At 71.9% G+C, this 14998-nt stretch carries 16 protein-coding genes and 1 pseudogene; 7 read left to right on the forward strand and 10 right to left on the reverse strand.

The genetic code is table 11. From position 1 onward, the window contains the following. Nucleotides 1-207 precede the first annotated feature (207 nt). Genes AB0L21_RS26225 through AB0L21_RS26235 form a run of 3 tightly spaced genes read left to right on the forward strand, consistent with a single transcriptional unit; the run spans nucleotide 208 to nucleotide 2424 of the window. A complete protein-coding gene (locus AB0L21_RS26225) occupies nucleotides 208-1842 on the forward strand; it encodes a DMT family transporter (protein ID WP_365786745.1) in 1635 nt (544 codons plus the stop codon). 60 nt (nucleotides 1843-1902) lie between these two features. Next, complete coding sequence (locus tag AB0L21_RS26230) at nucleotides 1903-2076, forward strand: hypothetical protein (RefSeq protein WP_365786747.1); 174 nt, start codon at nucleotides 1903-1905, stop codon at nucleotides 2074-2076. 15 nt (nucleotides 2077-2091) lie between these two features. After that, nucleotides 2092-2424: a hypothetical protein gene (locus tag AB0L21_RS26235; protein WP_365786749.1), complete on the forward strand. Its 333-nt coding sequence runs from the start codon at nucleotides 2092-2094 to the stop codon at nucleotides 2422-2424. On the opposite strand, the gene AB0L21_RS26240 is transcribed toward AB0L21_RS26235, so the two are convergent. Next, entirely contained in the window at nucleotides 2414-3598 is a 1185-nt protein-coding gene (locus tag AB0L21_RS26240; protein WP_365702165.1) for a transglycosylase family protein, read from the reverse strand. The genes AB0L21_RS26235 and AB0L21_RS26240 overlap by 11 nt on opposite strands. A 272-nt stretch (nucleotides 3599-3870) precedes the next feature. Here AB0L21_RS26240 and gndA point away from each other — a divergent pair, with 272 nt between their 5' ends. Next, nucleotides 3871-5310 (forward strand): NADP-dependent phosphogluconate dehydrogenase, encoded by a 1440-nt coding sequence (gene gndA / locus AB0L21_RS26245; RefSeq protein ID WP_365702163.1) that lies wholly within the window; start codon nucleotides 3871-3873, stop codon nucleotides 5308-5310. Nucleotides 5311-6012: 702 nt separating this feature from the next. Here gndA and AB0L21_RS26250 read toward each other — a convergent pair. The 3 genes from AB0L21_RS26250 to AB0L21_RS26260 all read right to left on the reverse strand — a co-directional run bounded on the left by AB0L21_RS26250 (nucleotide 6013) and on the right by AB0L21_RS26260 (nucleotide 7754). After that, nucleotides 6013-6357 (reverse strand): GNAT family N-acetyltransferase, encoded by a 345-nt coding sequence (locus AB0L21_RS26250; protein WP_365786751.1) that lies wholly within the window; start codon nucleotides 6355-6357, stop codon nucleotides 6013-6015. 38 nt (nucleotides 6358-6395) lie between these two features. Further along, complete coding sequence (gene panD / locus AB0L21_RS26255) at nucleotides 6396-6815, reverse strand: aspartate 1-decarboxylase (RefSeq protein WP_365786753.1); 420 nt, start codon at nucleotides 6813-6815, stop codon at nucleotides 6396-6398. 519 nt (nucleotides 6816-7334) lie between these two features. Continuing rightward, complete coding sequence (locus AB0L21_RS26260; protein ID WP_365702157.1) at nucleotides 7335-7754, reverse strand: SMI1/KNR4 family protein; 420 nt, start codon at nucleotides 7752-7754, stop codon at nucleotides 7335-7337. Nucleotides 7755-8345: 591 nt separating this feature from the next. On the opposite strand from AB0L21_RS26260, the gene AB0L21_RS26265 reads away from it, so the two are divergent. After that, nucleotides 8346-8681 (forward strand): hypothetical protein, encoded by a 336-nt coding sequence (locus AB0L21_RS26265; RefSeq protein ID WP_365786756.1) that lies wholly within the window; start codon nucleotides 8346-8348, stop codon nucleotides 8679-8681. Between the two features lie 5 nt (nucleotides 8682-8686). Here the strand turns inward: AB0L21_RS26265 and AB0L21_RS26270 are convergent, their stop codons facing one another. Then, a complete protein-coding gene (locus AB0L21_RS26270; RefSeq protein WP_365702156.1) occupies nucleotides 8687-8929 on the reverse strand; it encodes a DUF5302 domain-containing protein in 243 nt (80 codons plus the stop codon). 211 nt (nucleotides 8930-9140) lie between these two features. Next, nucleotides 9141-10556, reverse strand: a complete 1416-nt coding sequence (locus AB0L21_RS26275) for a DEAD/DEAH box helicase (RefSeq protein WP_365786758.1) — start codon at nucleotides 10554-10556, stop codon at nucleotides 9141-9143. A 266-nt stretch (nucleotides 10557-10822) separates the two neighbouring features. On the opposite strand from AB0L21_RS26275, the pseudogene AB0L21_RS26280 reads away from it, so the two are divergent. Continuing rightward, nucleotides 10823-10927, forward strand: a pseudogene (locus AB0L21_RS26280) (alkanal monooxygenase); the annotation flags it as partial. A gap of 59 nt (nucleotides 10928-10986) precedes the next feature. Here the strand turns inward: AB0L21_RS26280 and AB0L21_RS26285 are convergent. The 4 genes from AB0L21_RS26285 to AB0L21_RS26300 all read right to left on the reverse strand — a co-directional run bounded on the left by AB0L21_RS26285 (nucleotide 10987) and on the right by AB0L21_RS26300 (nucleotide 13848). Then, nucleotides 10987-11343 (reverse strand): hypothetical protein, encoded by a 357-nt coding sequence (locus AB0L21_RS26285; protein WP_365786760.1) that lies wholly within the window; start codon nucleotides 11341-11343, stop codon nucleotides 10987-10989. A 127-nt stretch (nucleotides 11344-11470) separates the two neighbouring features. After that, entirely contained in the window at nucleotides 11471-12166 is a 696-nt protein-coding gene (locus AB0L21_RS26290; RefSeq protein WP_365786762.1) for a type 1 glutamine amidotransferase domain-containing protein, read from the reverse strand. A 451-nt stretch (nucleotides 12167-12617) separates the two neighbouring features. After that, the gene (locus AB0L21_RS26295; protein ID WP_365702148.1) at nucleotides 12618-13379 is read right to left on the reverse strand and encodes an NAD(P)H-binding protein; all 762 of its coding nucleotides are present in this window, start codon (nucleotides 13377-13379) and stop codon (nucleotides 12618-12620) included. Nucleotides 13380-13395: 16 nt separating this feature from the next. After that, nucleotides 13396-13848, reverse strand: coding sequence for a MarR family winged helix-turn-helix transcriptional regulator (locus AB0L21_RS26300; RefSeq protein WP_365702146.1), 453 nt, complete (start codon nucleotides 13846-13848; stop codon nucleotides 13396-13398). 183 nt (nucleotides 13849-14031) lie between these two features. Here AB0L21_RS26300 and AB0L21_RS26305 point away from each other — a divergent pair, with 183 nt between their 5' ends. Beyond that, on the forward strand, nucleotides 14032-14937 hold the full coding sequence (locus tag AB0L21_RS26305; RefSeq protein WP_365786764.1) for an NmrA family NAD(P)-binding protein: 906 nt from the start codon (nucleotides 14032-14034) through the stop codon (nucleotides 14935-14937). Nucleotides 14938-14998: the final 61 nt, after the last annotated feature.

A 14998-nucleotide genomic window follows, 5' to 3' on the forward strand; every position in this document is an offset into this window, starting at 1 on the left:
GCGCAGGGGTGATCGGGCGGGTGCCCGCCCGCCCGATCACCCACCCAGGGGATGATCACGCGGCTGCCGTACTCCATCGGCAGTAGGGCGCATTGCGTGCTCAGGTACGACGACGGGAAGGGACCGGGCGGGCAGAGTGTTGGCCATGGAAGCCGACCGTACGCCGCGCCGGGCCGAAGACGCCCGACGCACGCAGAGGAGACACCGATGAGCGCCCTGGCGTTGTCCGTGCTCCTGTCGGTCGTCTCCGCCCTCGCCTACGCGGGCGGAGCGATCGTGCAGGAGCAGGTCGCGGTGTCCTCCCCCGACAGCGGGTACCTCCCGCTGCGCCGGCCGGGCTGGTGGGGTGCGCTGGCGCTCAACGGTCTCGGCGGCGGGCTGCACGTCGTGGCGCTGGCCTACGGGCCGCTCAGCCTCGTCCAGCCGCTCGGCGCGCTGACCATCGTCTTCGCGCTGCCCATGGCGGCGCTGTGCGTCGGCCGGCGGGCCGGCGCGACCGCCTGGCGCGGCGCCCTCATGGCCACGGTGGGTCTCGCCGGTCTGCTCTCCCTGGTCGGCTCCTCCTCCGCGCACTCCCTCACCCCGGCCCAGCGGCTGCTGGTCGCGCTGGTCACCGGCGGGGCGGTGGTGGCGCTGATGTTCGCGGGCCTGGCCGCGCACCGGCATCCCGCCGTGCGCAGCGTGCTGCTCGCCACCGCCTCCGGCATCGCGTTCGGCATGTCGTCGGTGTTCACCAAGACCGTGGCCGTCGACTGGAGCCACGGCATCGCGCTGGGCGACCTGCCCTCGCTCGCGGTGATCGGCCTGTTCGCGGTCGCCGGCGTCCTGCTGTCCCAGGCCTCCTACCGGGGCGGTGGCCTCGCCGCCCCGCTGGCCACGCTGACGGTGGTCAATCCGGTGCTCGCCGCCGCGGTCGGCATCCTGATGTTCGGCGAGACGTTCCGCTACGGCACCACCGGCACCGTGCTCGCCCTGGGCTGCGGGGTGGTGGCGGCGGGCGGACTGATCATGCTGACGACGGAACGGATGACGCGCGAGACGGCACCGGCCACCGCGCAGCCGTCCGCGGCCGCGGTGCCCTCCGCGCAGGGTGTGCCGGTCGCCGCACAGCCGACGCGGGCTGCCGGCGACGCACGTCTCGCCATGCCACAGCAGCGCGAGGGCGTGAATGCCGGGGCGGACCGGAGCGGGCGCGCGGAGGCCGGCGCTGCGTCGGCCGAGTCGGTGACGCGCGTCGCGTCGGGCGAGACCCTGGTGCGCACCGAGTCGAGCGAGCCGGCCGGCAACACCGGGGCGGCCAAGCCAGCCGTCCACGCCGGGGCAGCCGAGCCGGTCGGCGACGCCGGGCTGGTCGAGCGGGTGCTGCGCGCCGGACCGGCCGAAGCCGTGATGGGCGCCGGATCCGGTGACCCGGTCGGCGACGCCGGACCGGTGGAGCGGGTGGTGCGCACCGAGTCGAGCGAGCCGGTCGGCGACGCCGGGCTCGTGGACCGGGTGCTGCGCGCCGGACCGGGCGAGGCCGTGGTGCGCGCCGGGTCGGGCGAGCCGGTCGGCCACACCGGGGCGGCCGAGTCGGCGGTCCACGCCGGGGTGGCTGCGCCGGTCGGCCACCCCGGGCCGGTGGAGCGGGGGGCGCGCGCCGAGTCGAGCGAGCCGGTCGGCCACACCGGGGCGGCCAAGCCAGCCGTCCACGCCGGGGCAGCCGAGCCGGTCGGCGACGCCGGGCTGGTGGAGCGGGTGCTGCGCGCCGGACCGGGCGAGGCCGTGATGGGCGCCGGATCCGGTGAGCCGGTCGGCCACACCGGGGCGGCCAAGCTGGCGGTCCACGCCGGGGCAGCCTAGCCGGTCGGCGACGCCGGGCTGGTCGAGCGGGTGCTGCGCGCCGGACCGGCCGAAGCCGTGATGGGCGCCGGATCCGGTGAGCCGGTCGGCCACACCGGGGCGGTGGAGCGGGCGGTCCGCGCCGGACCGGGCGAGGCCGTGGTGCGCGCCGAGTCGAGCGAGCCGGTCGGCCACACCGGGGCGGCCAAGTTGGCGGTCCGCGGCAGGGCAGCCGAGCCGGTCGGCCACCCCTGACCGGTGGAGCGGGTGATGCGTGCCGGACCGGGCGAGGCCGTGGTGCGCGCCGAGTCGGCCGAGCCGGCGGTCCACGCCGGGGCGGCTGCGCCGGTCGGCCACCCCGGGCCGGTGGAGCGGGGGGTGCGCGCCGAGTCGGGCGAGCCGGTCGGCCACACCGGGGCGGCCGAGTCGGTGGTCCGCGTCGGGGCGGCCGAGTCGGTCGTGCCCGGGCTGCTGGTGTCCGGTCCGCCCGGAAGCGGCGGGGCGGACACCGATGGTGCCGGACCGCCCGCCGACGGTGTGCTCCCGGTGTCGTACACCCCGCTGCCGGTGCGGGCCCGGCACCGTACCCGCGTCAGATCCTGACGCCGCCGGCCCGGAGATAGGCGAGCGGGTCGACGTCCGAGCCGAATCCGGGCCCCGTTCGCACCTCGAAGTGCAGGTGCGGGCCCGTGACGTTGCCGGTGGCGCCGGAGCGGCCGATGCGCTGGCCCGCGGTGACGCTCTGGCCGTTCCGCACGGCGATGGCCGACAGGTGGGCGTACTGGGTGTAGCGGCCGTCGGCGTGCCGGATCACCACCTGGTAGCCGTACGAGCCTCCCCACCCCGCGGCCACCACGCGCCCGGCCGCCGCCGCCTTCACGGAGGTGCCGGTCGGCACCAGGAAGTCGACGCCGGTGTGGTAGCCCTTCGACCAGTGGGAGCCCGCCACGTGGTACCCGGTGCCGACGGACGCGGTCACCGGGGCGACGAGCGCGTGCCGGGCCGGGGGCGTCGTGCGGTGGGTGGTGGGGTGCTCCGAAGGGGCCTTCTTCTTCGGCGCCTTGGGGGGCGCGGAGCGGGTCGGGGTGCCGTTCAGGCTGAGCCGCTGTCCCGGCATGATCAGGTCGGGATCGGCGCCGATCGTGGCGCGGTTGCCCGCGTACAGCGTGCGCCAGCCGCCCGTCACGTGGTGGTCGCCGGCGATCCCGGAGAGGGTGTCGCCGCGCACCACGGTGTACATCTCGGCCCGGCCGGCCCGGGACTGCGGGGTGGTCTGCGGCTGTACGTCCTTGACGGAGCTGGGCTTGGCGGGGCCGGAGCGGGTGGCACCGGAGTGCGCGGAGCCGGTTGTCGCGGGGTGTGTGGAGCTGGTCCCGGTGGGCACGTCGGGGGCGGGTCCGCCCCGGGTCAGCCCGGCCGGCACCGAGCACGCGGGCCAGGCGCCGGGCCCCTGCCCGTCGAGGATCTTCTCGGCGACGGTGATCTGCTCGGCCCGGGTGGCCAGGTCGGCGCGCGGCGCGAAACGGGTGCCGCCGTAGGCCTCCCAGGTGGACTGGGTGAACTGCAGCCCGCCGTAGTAGCCGTTGCCCGTGTTGATGCTCCAGTTGCCGCTGGACTCGCAGGCGGCGACCTTGTTCCAGGTGGCCGCGTCGGCGGCGTCCGCGGTGCCGGCGGCGACCAGCGGGATCGCGAGGCCGGCGCCGCCCGCCGTGACGGTGAGTGAGGCGCGGTTGATCCTGTTCGGCTGGTACCGGCGGTGCCGGCCGCGTACGGCCATGTCCGAAATCCCCTCGGCATGCGTCAGGAGCGGCAAAAGTAAGCGCCACGAACAGGCCATGACAAGACAGGAAATCGGCCTCCCGTACGGCCCAAGTGGCCGGGAACGGCCGCTGTTTGATCCGATGGGCCGGTGAGTGAGGCGGACGCCGGCCCCGCTGCGTACACATGCGTGGCGGGTCGGATGTGCGTTCGCCGTATCGGCACGTCAGGATGGGCAAGGACCCGTACTGACGGGGCCGTAGTAGACGAGGCAACCAGGGAGCAGGCGGTATGAGCACTTCAGCGCAGATCGGTGTCACGGGCCTCGCGGTCATGGGCCGCAATCTCGCCCGGAACTTCGCGCGCAACGGCTACACGGTCGCCGTGCACAACCGTACGGTGTCGCGGACGAAGGCGCTGGTGGAGGAGTTCGGGGACGAGGGCGACTTCGTCGCGGCCGAGACCGCCGAGGAGTTCGTGGCGGCCCTGGAGCGCCCGCGCCGGCTGGTCATCATGGTCAAGGCGGGCGAGCCGACGGACGCGGTGATCGAGGAGTTCGCCCCGCTGCTGGAGCCCGGCGACATGATCATCGACGGCGGCAACGCGCACTTCGCCGACACCCGGCGCCGGGAGCGGGAGCTGCGGGAGCGGGGCATCCACTTCGTCGGTACGGGCATCTCCGGCGGCGAGGAGGGCGCGCTGCACGGTCCGAGCATCATGCCGGGCGGTTCCAAGGAGTCGTACGAGTCGCTGGGCCCGATGCTGGAGAAGATCTCCGCGAAGGCGGCGGACGGGGCGCCCTGCGTGACGCACGTGGGTCCCGACGGCGCCGGGCACTTCGTGAAGATGGTCCACAACGGCATCGAGTACGCCGACATGCAGCTGATCGGCGAGGCGTACCAGTTGTTGCGCGATGTCGCCGGGTACGCGCCCGCGCAGATCGCGGACATCTTCCGCACCTGGAACACCGGCCGGCTGGACTCGTACCTGATCGAGATCACCGCCGAGGTGCTGTCCCACGTGGACGCGGCCACCGGCAAGCCGTTCGTGGACGTCGTGGTGGACCAGGCCGAGCAGAAGGGCACCGGCCGCTGGACGGTGCAGATCGCGCTGGACCTGGGCGTTCCGGTGTCCGGCATCGCCGAGGCGGTCTTCGCCCGCTCGCTGTCCGGCCACGCGCCGCTGCGGGCCGCTTCGCGGGACCTGGCCGGCCCGAAGCCGTCCCCGCTGAGCGAGTCGGAGGCGGCAGCCTTCGCCGACCGGGTGGAGCAGGCGCTGTACGCGTCCAAGATCGTGTCGTACACGCAGGGCTTCCACGAGATCGCCGCGGGCAGCGAGGAGTACGGCTGGGACATCGACCTCGGTGCGGTGGCCTCGATCTGGCGGGGCGGCTGCATCATCCGGGCCGCGTTCCTGGACCGCATCCGCGCCGCGTACGACGCCCGGGCCGACCTGCCGAGCCTGCTGTCGGACGAGACGTTCGCCCGCGAGATCGCCGAGGCGCAGGACGACTGGCGGGAGGTGCTGGTCGCGGCGACCCGGCAGGGGGTGCCGACGCCCGGGTTCGCGGCGGCGCTGGCCTACTACGACGCACTGCGCGCGGAGCGGCTGCCGGCGGCGCTGACGCAGGGGCAGCGGGACTTCTTCGGGGCGCACACGTATCGGCGGGTGGACCGGGAGGGGGCGTTCCACACGCTGTGGGGCGGGGACCGGAGCGAGGTGACCGCGTAGCGCTGTCCGGCTCGGAGGGTCTCGGTCGTCTCGGTCGTCCCCGTAGGGGGGCGCGGACACGGGTGCGGGCTGCACGTGGGTGGTCGCGCCCGCGTGGCGCAGCCGTGTATCAGTACCGTCCCGCGCCCCTTGGGGCCTGGTCCCTCTCATGTTCCAGGCGCCTGGCCCGTCCCGTTTCTCAAGTGAGCGGAGGCCCCGGCTCCGGGTTCGGTACGGGCTCCGGGCCCGGCGGGATGGGGGACGGGGACGGCTCCGGGGGGCCCGGGTGGGGCGGGGGCGGGCTCGGGTTGGGGCCCGGTGGGGGTGGCGTGGGCTGCGGGACCGGTTCCGGGGTCGGGACCGGGCTCGGGTACGGATCCGGCGGGGTCGGGCCCGGTGTCGGGCCCGGCGGTACCGGGTCGGGGTGCGGGTTCGTCATGGTGTCCTCCGGGCAGTCACGGGACGTCGCCTCTGGACTACTCCCCCGCCTACCCGACGGCCGCCCGGCCACTCACCCGACGGCAGCACCGAACGGGTCCAGGAGGGTGCCCGGCACCCTGGTGAACGGCCGCTCGCTGCGAGGCGGCCCGGTGCGCCCGCTCGCTCGGAAGCGGCCCCGCTGGGCGACCGCACATCCGGAACCGGCCCCGAGCGACCGCACACGCGAACCGGGCCGGATGGGCGACCGCACCCTGGAACCGGCCGGGGCGGACCGCCGCTCGCTCAGAAGCGGTCCGGGTGGGCGCGCAGCCAGTCCTTCGCGGCGGACAGCAGTCGGGGGTCGGCCGGCGGGGCCGCGTCGGGGTGGCGTTCGGCCCACTTCACGACGTACGAGCAGAGCGGGGCCACCGGTACGCCCTCCCGCTCGGCGAGGGCGTACAGCTCGCGGGCGAGCGACCCGGCGATGCCCTTGCCCTCGTGGGCGGGCTGGACAAGGGTGTGGACGGGGACCAGGGCGCGCTCGGGTGCCTCCAGGAAGAAGTACTCGATGTGACCGACGACTTCACCGTCGCCGACGGCCTCCAGGCGGCCCGCCGCCCGGTCGTCGCGGATCTCGGTCTCGCTCATGGGCACGCACGCTCCTGGTCCTGATCCTGGTCAGCCGGTCAGGCTCCCACGGCCTGAGGGCTGCGCTGCTGGTCCGAGCCGGGCACCGGTTCGGACGGGTCGGCGCCGAGGGACACGATCCGGTTGCCGGCGTCGACGTGCACGACCCGGGGCCGCAGCGCGCGTGCCTCCGCGTCGGTGACCTGAGCGTAACTGATGATGATCACAAGATCGCCGGGGTGGACGAGGTGGGCCGCGGCCCCGTTGATCCCGATGACTCCGGACCCACGCTCGCCCTCGATGACGTACGTCTCCAGCCGGGCGCCGTTGGTGACGTCCACGATGTGCACCAGTTCCCCGGGCAGCAGGTCGGCGGCGTCGAGAAGATCGGCGTCGATGGTCACCGATCCCACGTAGTCGAGGTCGGCCTGGGTGACGGTGGCTCGGTGGATCTTGGACTTGAACATGGTACGCAACATCGGGGCACTCCCACAAATAGGCTCCCTGCCTGCGTTTTTGCAGGTCAAGGGCTGTTTCCACACCCTACAACGAGTCGCATGTTCGGGCAGCTGTCCCCAGGTTTCTCAGGACTCATGCTGACCACTTGCTGACTTTTCTGACGCGCCGTCAGACGACTGGACGAGGGTTTCGCGCGCTCTCCCGCCCCCACCGCGACGACGGCACCAGCCTACGCAGCACCCTCTCAGGGGCATCCGTGATGACCGTCACTCGCGAGGTTCGAATGGCAGGCGGGGGCGAAGGCGGTCGACCGGGAGCCGGGCCACGCGCCGTCACGGTCAGCTGTCCAAGCGCCCCCATACCCCCGCAGGTGAGGCACCCAAGATGCATCAAAGATCCTTAGTGCCCCACGGGCGCGGCAACATAGCAGCGTGGCTTCGTCCATGAGAACGGACAGCAGATGTTCACCACTTCGGGAGGCAGTAGAGGCACTGAAGATGCGAACGGTCCGCGAGCTGCGACTGTGCAGGACAGAGCGTTCACTCCCACCAATCGTTGCCGCTGTGCCAGCGCCGCACCCACTCCTCGAAGCCCCATGCCTGGTCGCCAGGCGCAGGGATGGCGCCAACGTCGGCGACCATCCACACCTCGCCGCGGCGAGGACCGCTGGTCAGCAGGAGCCAGAACGACTGCCCGTCTTCGGACCCGAGAACGATGGACCCCTTGGTGAATACGGCGTCGATCCGCGGGTCCAGGGCCTCGGGGTCGACGCTCTCGTCGTCCTCCCAGTTCCAGGCCGCCTCCAGAGGGAAGGGCTCCCCCGGCTGCCGCGGGCCGAGGTCGGACCACGTGTCGGGCAGCCAGCCGAGCGGCTGGAGACCGCCGTCGGCGGCGGGGCCGAGGCTGGACCCATTGCTGATCTCCGCGACGAAGGTCCTGTACGGCTCCGGAAGGACCACGCGGTTCTCCTCCTCCCACTGTGCGACGGCATCATGGCCGAGCGCTGGTTCGCGCCATTCCGGCGGAAACGCGGAGTGCAGGAAATCGAGAGTGGCTTCGGCAGGACGCTGATCACGTGTGGCTGTCACGGCAGCATGCTGACACAAGGGGCTGACAGCCGATCGCGGCCCCACCCCGCAGCTGTGCCGCCCGAAGCCATGAATATCGAACAGGGCCGACCCGAGGCGCCTCCCGAAGTGGTGAACATCTGCTGTCCGTTCTCGAAGCGAGGCACGTCCCTGAGGTGACGCCCAAGCACAGCCGGGCGGAAACGAACCGGGTGGCGCCACGCCCCGCGGTCCTGAGAAGTGTCGACCACGATCTCGGCCACCAAGCTCCGCCCTACGGGACGCAGGACCCCGCCGTGATCGAAACGTCCCAGCAGCAGGGTCTGAGGGCGGCGCGGCGTGCCGGTGATCGCCCCGACGATGGCCTCCGTCGTGTCCCGACGGCGCACCTGATGAGCGCTCGGGCTCCGGGGAGGTAGCGCTGCTGGCTACCCCGGATACCTGGTCTCGCTCGTCGACGCGCTGCACAGCGACCCCGGTGACGTGCGGGTCGTCGTCATCGACTGCGCCTCACCCGAGTTCTTCTCGGCGCACGTGGCCCTCACGGCGATCCCGCAGTACATCCCGGCGCCGCACCGGGCCGTCACGTACGTCCCGGCCACCGTGCGACGTCGGCGGCCGGAGGTCCTGGCCGGGAATGCCAGTGCGGCGGCGCCACCGACCCGCGCCAGCCGCAGTGGGGCCCTCCCGCAGGCGAGCCGCCGGCTACGCCTCGCCCGCAACGCGCACATGGACATGCGCACGTTGCGGGCCACGGCACCGGGCGCGCGGGTGGACAGCGCGCAGAGTGCCGGTAAGGCGGCCGGACTGCGGGACTGATCGACTCAGCCGCCGCTCTTACGCCTGAACGACCGCTGGCTCGCAGCCGGGCCGTGCGCTGCACGCACCTTGGACGCATCCGGGTTGGTGGCGACATCGGCCGCGTCCGCCTGCGCACCGCGCTTGCGAGCCAGGGCTTCACGGAACCTGCGCTTGAGGTCGTAGTTGCCGTCGCTGTCCGGCGACAGAGGGGACGCCTCGGGGGCAGCCGGCTCCGAACCTTCCGTGATGACGGGCTCTTCAGTCATGGTGACCTCCTGGGTTCGGGGGTGGGCCGGCACAGCTTGTCATGCCGGGCGGGGTGCGGGACGCCAGCAACATCATCCTGCTCCGTTTCGTCGGGTTTCCCTCTCGCGGCCGAGGGCGTTCGCTTCGTAGAGGGGGCACAGGACGGGCTCAGGGCCGGGCCGAGCGCTGTCGATCCCGTGGCCAGGAGATTCGCTGACAGGGCAACGGCTCTCAGCCGTTGCGACGTACGAGAGCGGCCTTGCGGGCCTCGGCGAGCTTGCGTGCCTCGCCGGCCTTTCGGGACTTGCCGCCGGTACCGCGGGACGTGTCCTTGCTGGTGCCGAGGCCGCGGAAGGGAGCGTTGCTGTTCTTGGGTCGGGGGACGGCGGGCCCGCCGTCGAGCGGGGTGCCGGAGGGAGCCTTGGCGCCGGTGATCCGGCTCAGTTCCGCCTCGCCCGAGCGCACCTTGGTGACGGTCGGCTGGATGCCGGCCTCGGCCATCATGCGGCTCGTCTCGCGGCGCTGGCCCGCCAGCACCAGCGTGACCACGCTGCCGGACTCACCGGCGCGGGCGGTGCGGCCGGCCCGGTGCACGTAGTCCTTGGGGTCGGTGGGCGGGTCGACGTTGACGACGAGATCGAGGTCGTCGACGTGCAGGCCACGGGCCGCCACATTGGTCGCCACCAGAACCGTGATCTGGCCGTTCTTGAACTGCGCCAGGGTCCGCGTGCGCTGTGGCTGGGACTTGCCGCTGTGCAGGGCCCCGGCGTGCACCCCGCTGGCCCGCAGATGCCGGGTGAGCTGGTCGACGGCGTGCTTGGTGTCGAGGAACAGCAGTACGCGGCCGTCGCGGGCGGCGATCTCCGTGGTGACGGCGTAGCGGTCAGGGCCGTGGACGACCAGAACGTGGTGCTCCATCGTCGAGACCGTGCCCGCGGACGGGTCGACCGAGTGGACGACGGGGTCGTGGAGGTAGCGGCGGACCAACTGATCGACGTCGCGATCCAGAGTGGCCGAGAAAAGCATCCGCTGACCGTCGGGGTGTACCTGGTCGAGCACGTCGACAACCTGCGGCAGGAATCCCAAGTCGCACATCTGGTCGGCCTCGTCCAGCACGATGATCCCTACCCGTCCCAGGCGGCAGGCGTTGCGCTCGATCAGGTCGTGCAGGCGTCCGGGGGTGGCGACAAGCACCTCGGCTCCTTCGCGCAGCGCGGCGACCTGCCGGCCGATCGACATGCCGCCGACGACCGTGGCCATCCGCAGCCGCAGCGCTTCGGCGTACGATGCCAGCGCCTGGGTGACCTGCTGGGCCAGCTCCCGCGTGGGCACAAGGATCAGGGCGAGGGGCTGCTTCGGTTCGGCGCGCCGCCCGGCCGTACGTGTCAGCAGCGGCAGGCCGAAGGCGAGCGTCTTGCCCGATCCGGTGCGTCCGCGCCCCAGGACGTCGCGCCCCTCCAGGGCATCGGGCAGTGTGGCGGCCTGGATCGGAAAGGGTTCACGCACCCCGAGTCCGCTCAGTTTCCGCAGCACCTCCGCCGGCAGTTCGAGAGCGGCGAAGGAGAGGACCGGGGGCAGTGCCGGAGTCCTGGCCCCGGGCCGGGCGGGACCGCCGTGAGCGATGCCGGAGTCGTCGGGATGCTTCATGAACAGCCTTCCGCAGGGAAACGTACCGAGGAAGGCCCGGCAGGATTGAACAGCCCACGCACAAGGGAACCGAACAAGCAGAATCGCCCACCGCGACGACCACGCAAACGCATAACAGTAACACAAGGCGCAACATCACGCCGGGATACCGATCGCTCCTCCTGCGTCGATGACCCGGCGCGGCCCGACAAGTTCCATGGCACAGGGTGCCGGTTCCCCTCTCACTGGACCGGTATCGGTCAGGGGCCACCGGGATACGAGAAGACGCCACCTCCGCCCCCGGCATCCTGGCGGGCCAACTGGCCGCCGACACCAGCACGCTGCGCGTCGGCTCCGGCGGTGTCCTGCTGCCCAACCACGCGCCTTTGGTGCCTCGGGCGCGCGCCCGGCACCGGCCACCCGCTGACCGCGCGGGCGCTGGGCCCGGACCTCACAGGGCGAGGACTTCCCGCTCCGGATCGAGGAGTTGAGCGGCTACTTCGCGCCCGGCGACCCCGCCGTCGGCATCGTCGCCGTACCGGCCGGGGACGGCCGGCCCGAGATGTGGACGCTCGGCTCCAGTCCGTCCAGCGCCGAGGCCGCCGCCGTGCCGCCTGCCCGAAGTGCCCGGTGCCGTGAAGGTGCGGTGGGGCAGGAGTCGGCGGATCCGGAGGGCGGCGGCCACGTCGTTCACGGGTGCCGCGCACAGCTCGTGCGGTACGTCGTCGAAGGTGGTGTCGGCGTCGAGGTCCGCGGCGTGCGGCCACACCTCGCGCACCGGTATCCAGACCCCCTTCGAGGCGGGCACCTCACGCCCTCGGGCGGTGCGGACGGTGGCCGCCCGGTACACGCGAGCAGTGCGACACGTCTGAGCAGCTTCGAACGCAGGTCGTCGAACCTGAACTCGGCCACGTCCCACTCGGCATTGATTCAACTCACTTGAGGAGCTCAAGCAACCGATCTGCCAGAACCGAGGACGAATGAGGGTTCTGACCGGTGATGAGATTGCGGTCCTCGACCATGTACGGCTCCCAGATCGGACCGCGGCTGAAGTCGACGCCGACCTTTTCCTTCAACTCGGTCTCCAGGAGCCACGGTGCCCTGGAGGCGAGCCCGACGCCCTCCTCCTCCTCATCGGTGAAACACGTGACCCTGTACCCCTTGAAGGGCGACTCGCCGTGAATCCTGGTGGCGAGGATCGAAGCGGGGGCGTGGCACACGATCGCGAGTGGCTTGCCCGAGGCGAGTTGCGCCGTCAGCAGCCGGCCGGCGTCGGCGTCGAACGCCAAGTCCGCCATCGGACCGTGGCCGCCGGGCAAGTACACCGCGTCGTAGTCCTCAAGACGGACGTCCGACAGTTTCAGGGGTCGCCGCATCACCTCCGCGGAACGGATGATGGCCTCCAGTTCGAGGGCGCCCTCCTCACCGCCCGCCATCGACGGGCGCAGGCTCATCATGTCGACGTTCGGGGTCACGCCGCCGGGTGTCGCCACCACGACCTCATGACCGGCTTCCGTGATCTTCTTGTACGGCACGGCGAACTCTTCGGCCCAATAGCCGGTCGCGTATCTGGTGCCGTCCTTGAGCACCCAGTACGTCGCTCCGCTCACTATGAACAGTACTTTCGCCATCACGCTCCGCCTCCTCGCCCCCGCCCGGCCAGGTGTGGAATTCGACTGATGCCCACCCTAGGCGCACACCTGATCAGACGCATGCCAGCACCTCGAATTCGGAAATCCTCGACCCGCATTCAGAGAACTGGCACCCCGAGCCGGCGCATTTGCTTCCGGTAGCGCAGGATCGCGCCGGCCGCGGCCTGTCGTCGTCGCACGGACGACGCGCGTGATCGCACGCGGCCCGCGCGACGGCGGGGTCCGAGGCGACGGCCGGCAGCGCTGCCACGACCCGTCGCACCGCCTCGGGTTCCGCGTCGTACCTCGCACGGCTGTGCGTCCATGCGAGGCCCAGCGTGTGGAACGCCGTCACATCCGGGTCATACGGCCGGGCGGCCCGTGCCCTGTCGAGCCGCTGCACGCACTCCAGCAGCCTCCCAGTCGTCGATCGACTCGTCCGTGCCAGCAATCAGGAGTCCCCCGGTTCCCGGCCGGCCTCTGCCAGCCACTCGTCGAAGGTCGTGGGCGCGATGCGGGCGTCGTCTCCGGGCAGGAGCACGTCGCCGGCCGTCTCCGGACCCAGCACCGATGACCACGTCGGCACGAGCTTGACGGCGTGGCCGCGCGCGTCGTTGGTACGCCGGGCCATGTCCACCAGGTCCTGTGTCTCCGGGCCGGCGACATCGCGGTAGCGCCCCTGGGGCGGGCCGGTGGCGATCTCGGCGAGGATGTCGGCGATGTCCGCGGGGGCGATCGGCTGGACGAGGAGCGGTGGGATCGTGGCGACGCCGTCCTGCTCGGTCCAGCCCGTCACGGTGGCGGCGAAGTCGTGGAACTGGGTGGCGGGAACGATCGTCCAGGGCACCGGACCCTCGGCGACAAGGCGCTCCTGCTCCCGCTTGCCGGCGTAGTGCGCGTTGCCTTCGACGCGATCGACGCCGACGATCGTGAGCAGCACGTGGTGACGGACCCCGGCGCGTTCCTCGGCGGCCAGCAGGTTCCGGGTCGTGGTGCCGAAGTAGGTCACCGCCTGCTCCCGGTCGGCGGCCTCTGAACTCGTGGTGTCCACGACGGCCTCGACACCGGTCAAGGCGGCGTCCAGGCCGTCTCCGGTCATCAGGTCCACGCCCAGGGAGCGGCTGATGCGTACCGCTTCGTGTCCGGCCTGCTCCAACGCGGTGACGGTGCGGGCGCCGATGTTCCCGGTCGCCCCGGCGACAGCGATGCGCATGGTGAGTTCTCCTCTGTCACTCGGCCCAGGGCTGGAATCCGGTGTTGAGGACGCCTTCGAGAACGGCGCGGAGTTGGGCCGCCTCGTCCTGTCCGAAGCTCTCTTCGAACTGGGACTGCACGGTTCGCCAGTACGGGAGGGCGGCTTTCATCCGGGTGAGGCCGTCCTCGGTGAGCGTGACGATGCGAGCCCGGCGGTCTGTCGGCGAAGGTTCGACCGTGACGAGGCCCTCGCGTGCGAGTGGTTTGAGATTGGTGGCCAAGGTGGTGCGGTCCATGGCGATCATCTCGGCGAGGCTCGTTATGGTGATCTTCTCTTGGGTGCTCAGCTTCTGCAGGATGCTGAACTGCGTCGCTCGCAGACCCGTCGGGGCAAGCGCCTTGTCATAGGTGGCGCCGAGGTACCGGGCAGCCTTGCGCAGGGCCAGGTTGTTGCACAGCTCGGCGGCGTCTGTCTCGGGGCGAGTCATGTTCTCCTCCGGATACCGTGATCCACGTACGAGTATGCGCCTAACCGCCGGAGCGCCCGCCGTGGAGCCGGCCGGCATTCCACCGCCTGGCCGCGACGCCCCTCCGGCCGGAGCGTAGGCTCGAAAGACGCCCGCAAGCGGTCATACGCGGCTTTCGACCCTCACACAGAAGGTGTCCGGCTGATGACCTCAAGTAATCACGTCCTGATCACCGGCGCTGGCGACGTGGGCCGCAAGGTCGTCGAGAGACTGCGGGCGCAGGACGTCCCCGTGCGCGTCATGGTGCGCCGGGACGACGACCGTGCCGCACACCTGCGTGCCCTCGGCGCGGACATCGTCCTCGGTGACCTCACGCGCCCGGAGACCGTCGCTGCCGCCTTGGAGGGCGTCGACACCATGTACTTCGCCATGCCCGTGTCGCCCGACCACCTTCTCGCGGCGACCGTCGTGGCGAGCGTGGCGCGGGAGCACGGCGGGCTGGGCGCTCTCATCGGCATGTCGCAGATGACGGTGTCGCAGATGACCGCCACCAGCACGGCCGAGTCCCACCAGCAGCGGCTGCACTGGCTGGCCGAGCAGGTGCTGAACTGGTCCGGCCTGCCCGTCGTACACATCCGCCCGACGTCGTTCCTGGACAACCCGCTGTTCACCACGCTGCCGGCGCGGACCATCCGCGAGAACGGCACGATCGTGCTGCCGTTCGGAGCGGGGCGCACCTCGCCGATCGCCGTGGACGACGTCGCCCGGACGGTCGCGGCCGTGCTGCGTGATCCCCTGCCTCACGTGGGGCACGTCTACGAGCTGACCGGGCCGCGCACCGTCGACATGACGGAGATGGCCGAGGCCTTCTCGAAGGCGCTGGGGCGGCCGGTGTCGTATGTGGACGTGCCGCTCGATCGGTGGCGCGAGGAGGTGCTCTCCGTGATCGGTCTGCCGCCGCACGTCGAGGAGCACATCGTCACCATGTGCCGCCTGCACCAGCAGAACCGCTACGACCGTGCTTCCGGCGACGTCGAGCGTCTGACCGGCGCCCCCGCCCAGACGATCGAGGCGTTCGTGGCGGCTCGCAAGGGTTTCTACCTGGGCTGACGGATGCCTCGGGCGGCTCGCCGCCCGAGGGAGCACCCCCGTGTCGCCTCAGACAGGTCGC

It is taken from the genome of Streptomyces sp. NPDC052721 (genome assembly GCF_040678315.1).
GTDB lineage: Bacteria > Actinomycetota > Actinomycetes > Streptomycetales > Streptomycetaceae > Streptomyces.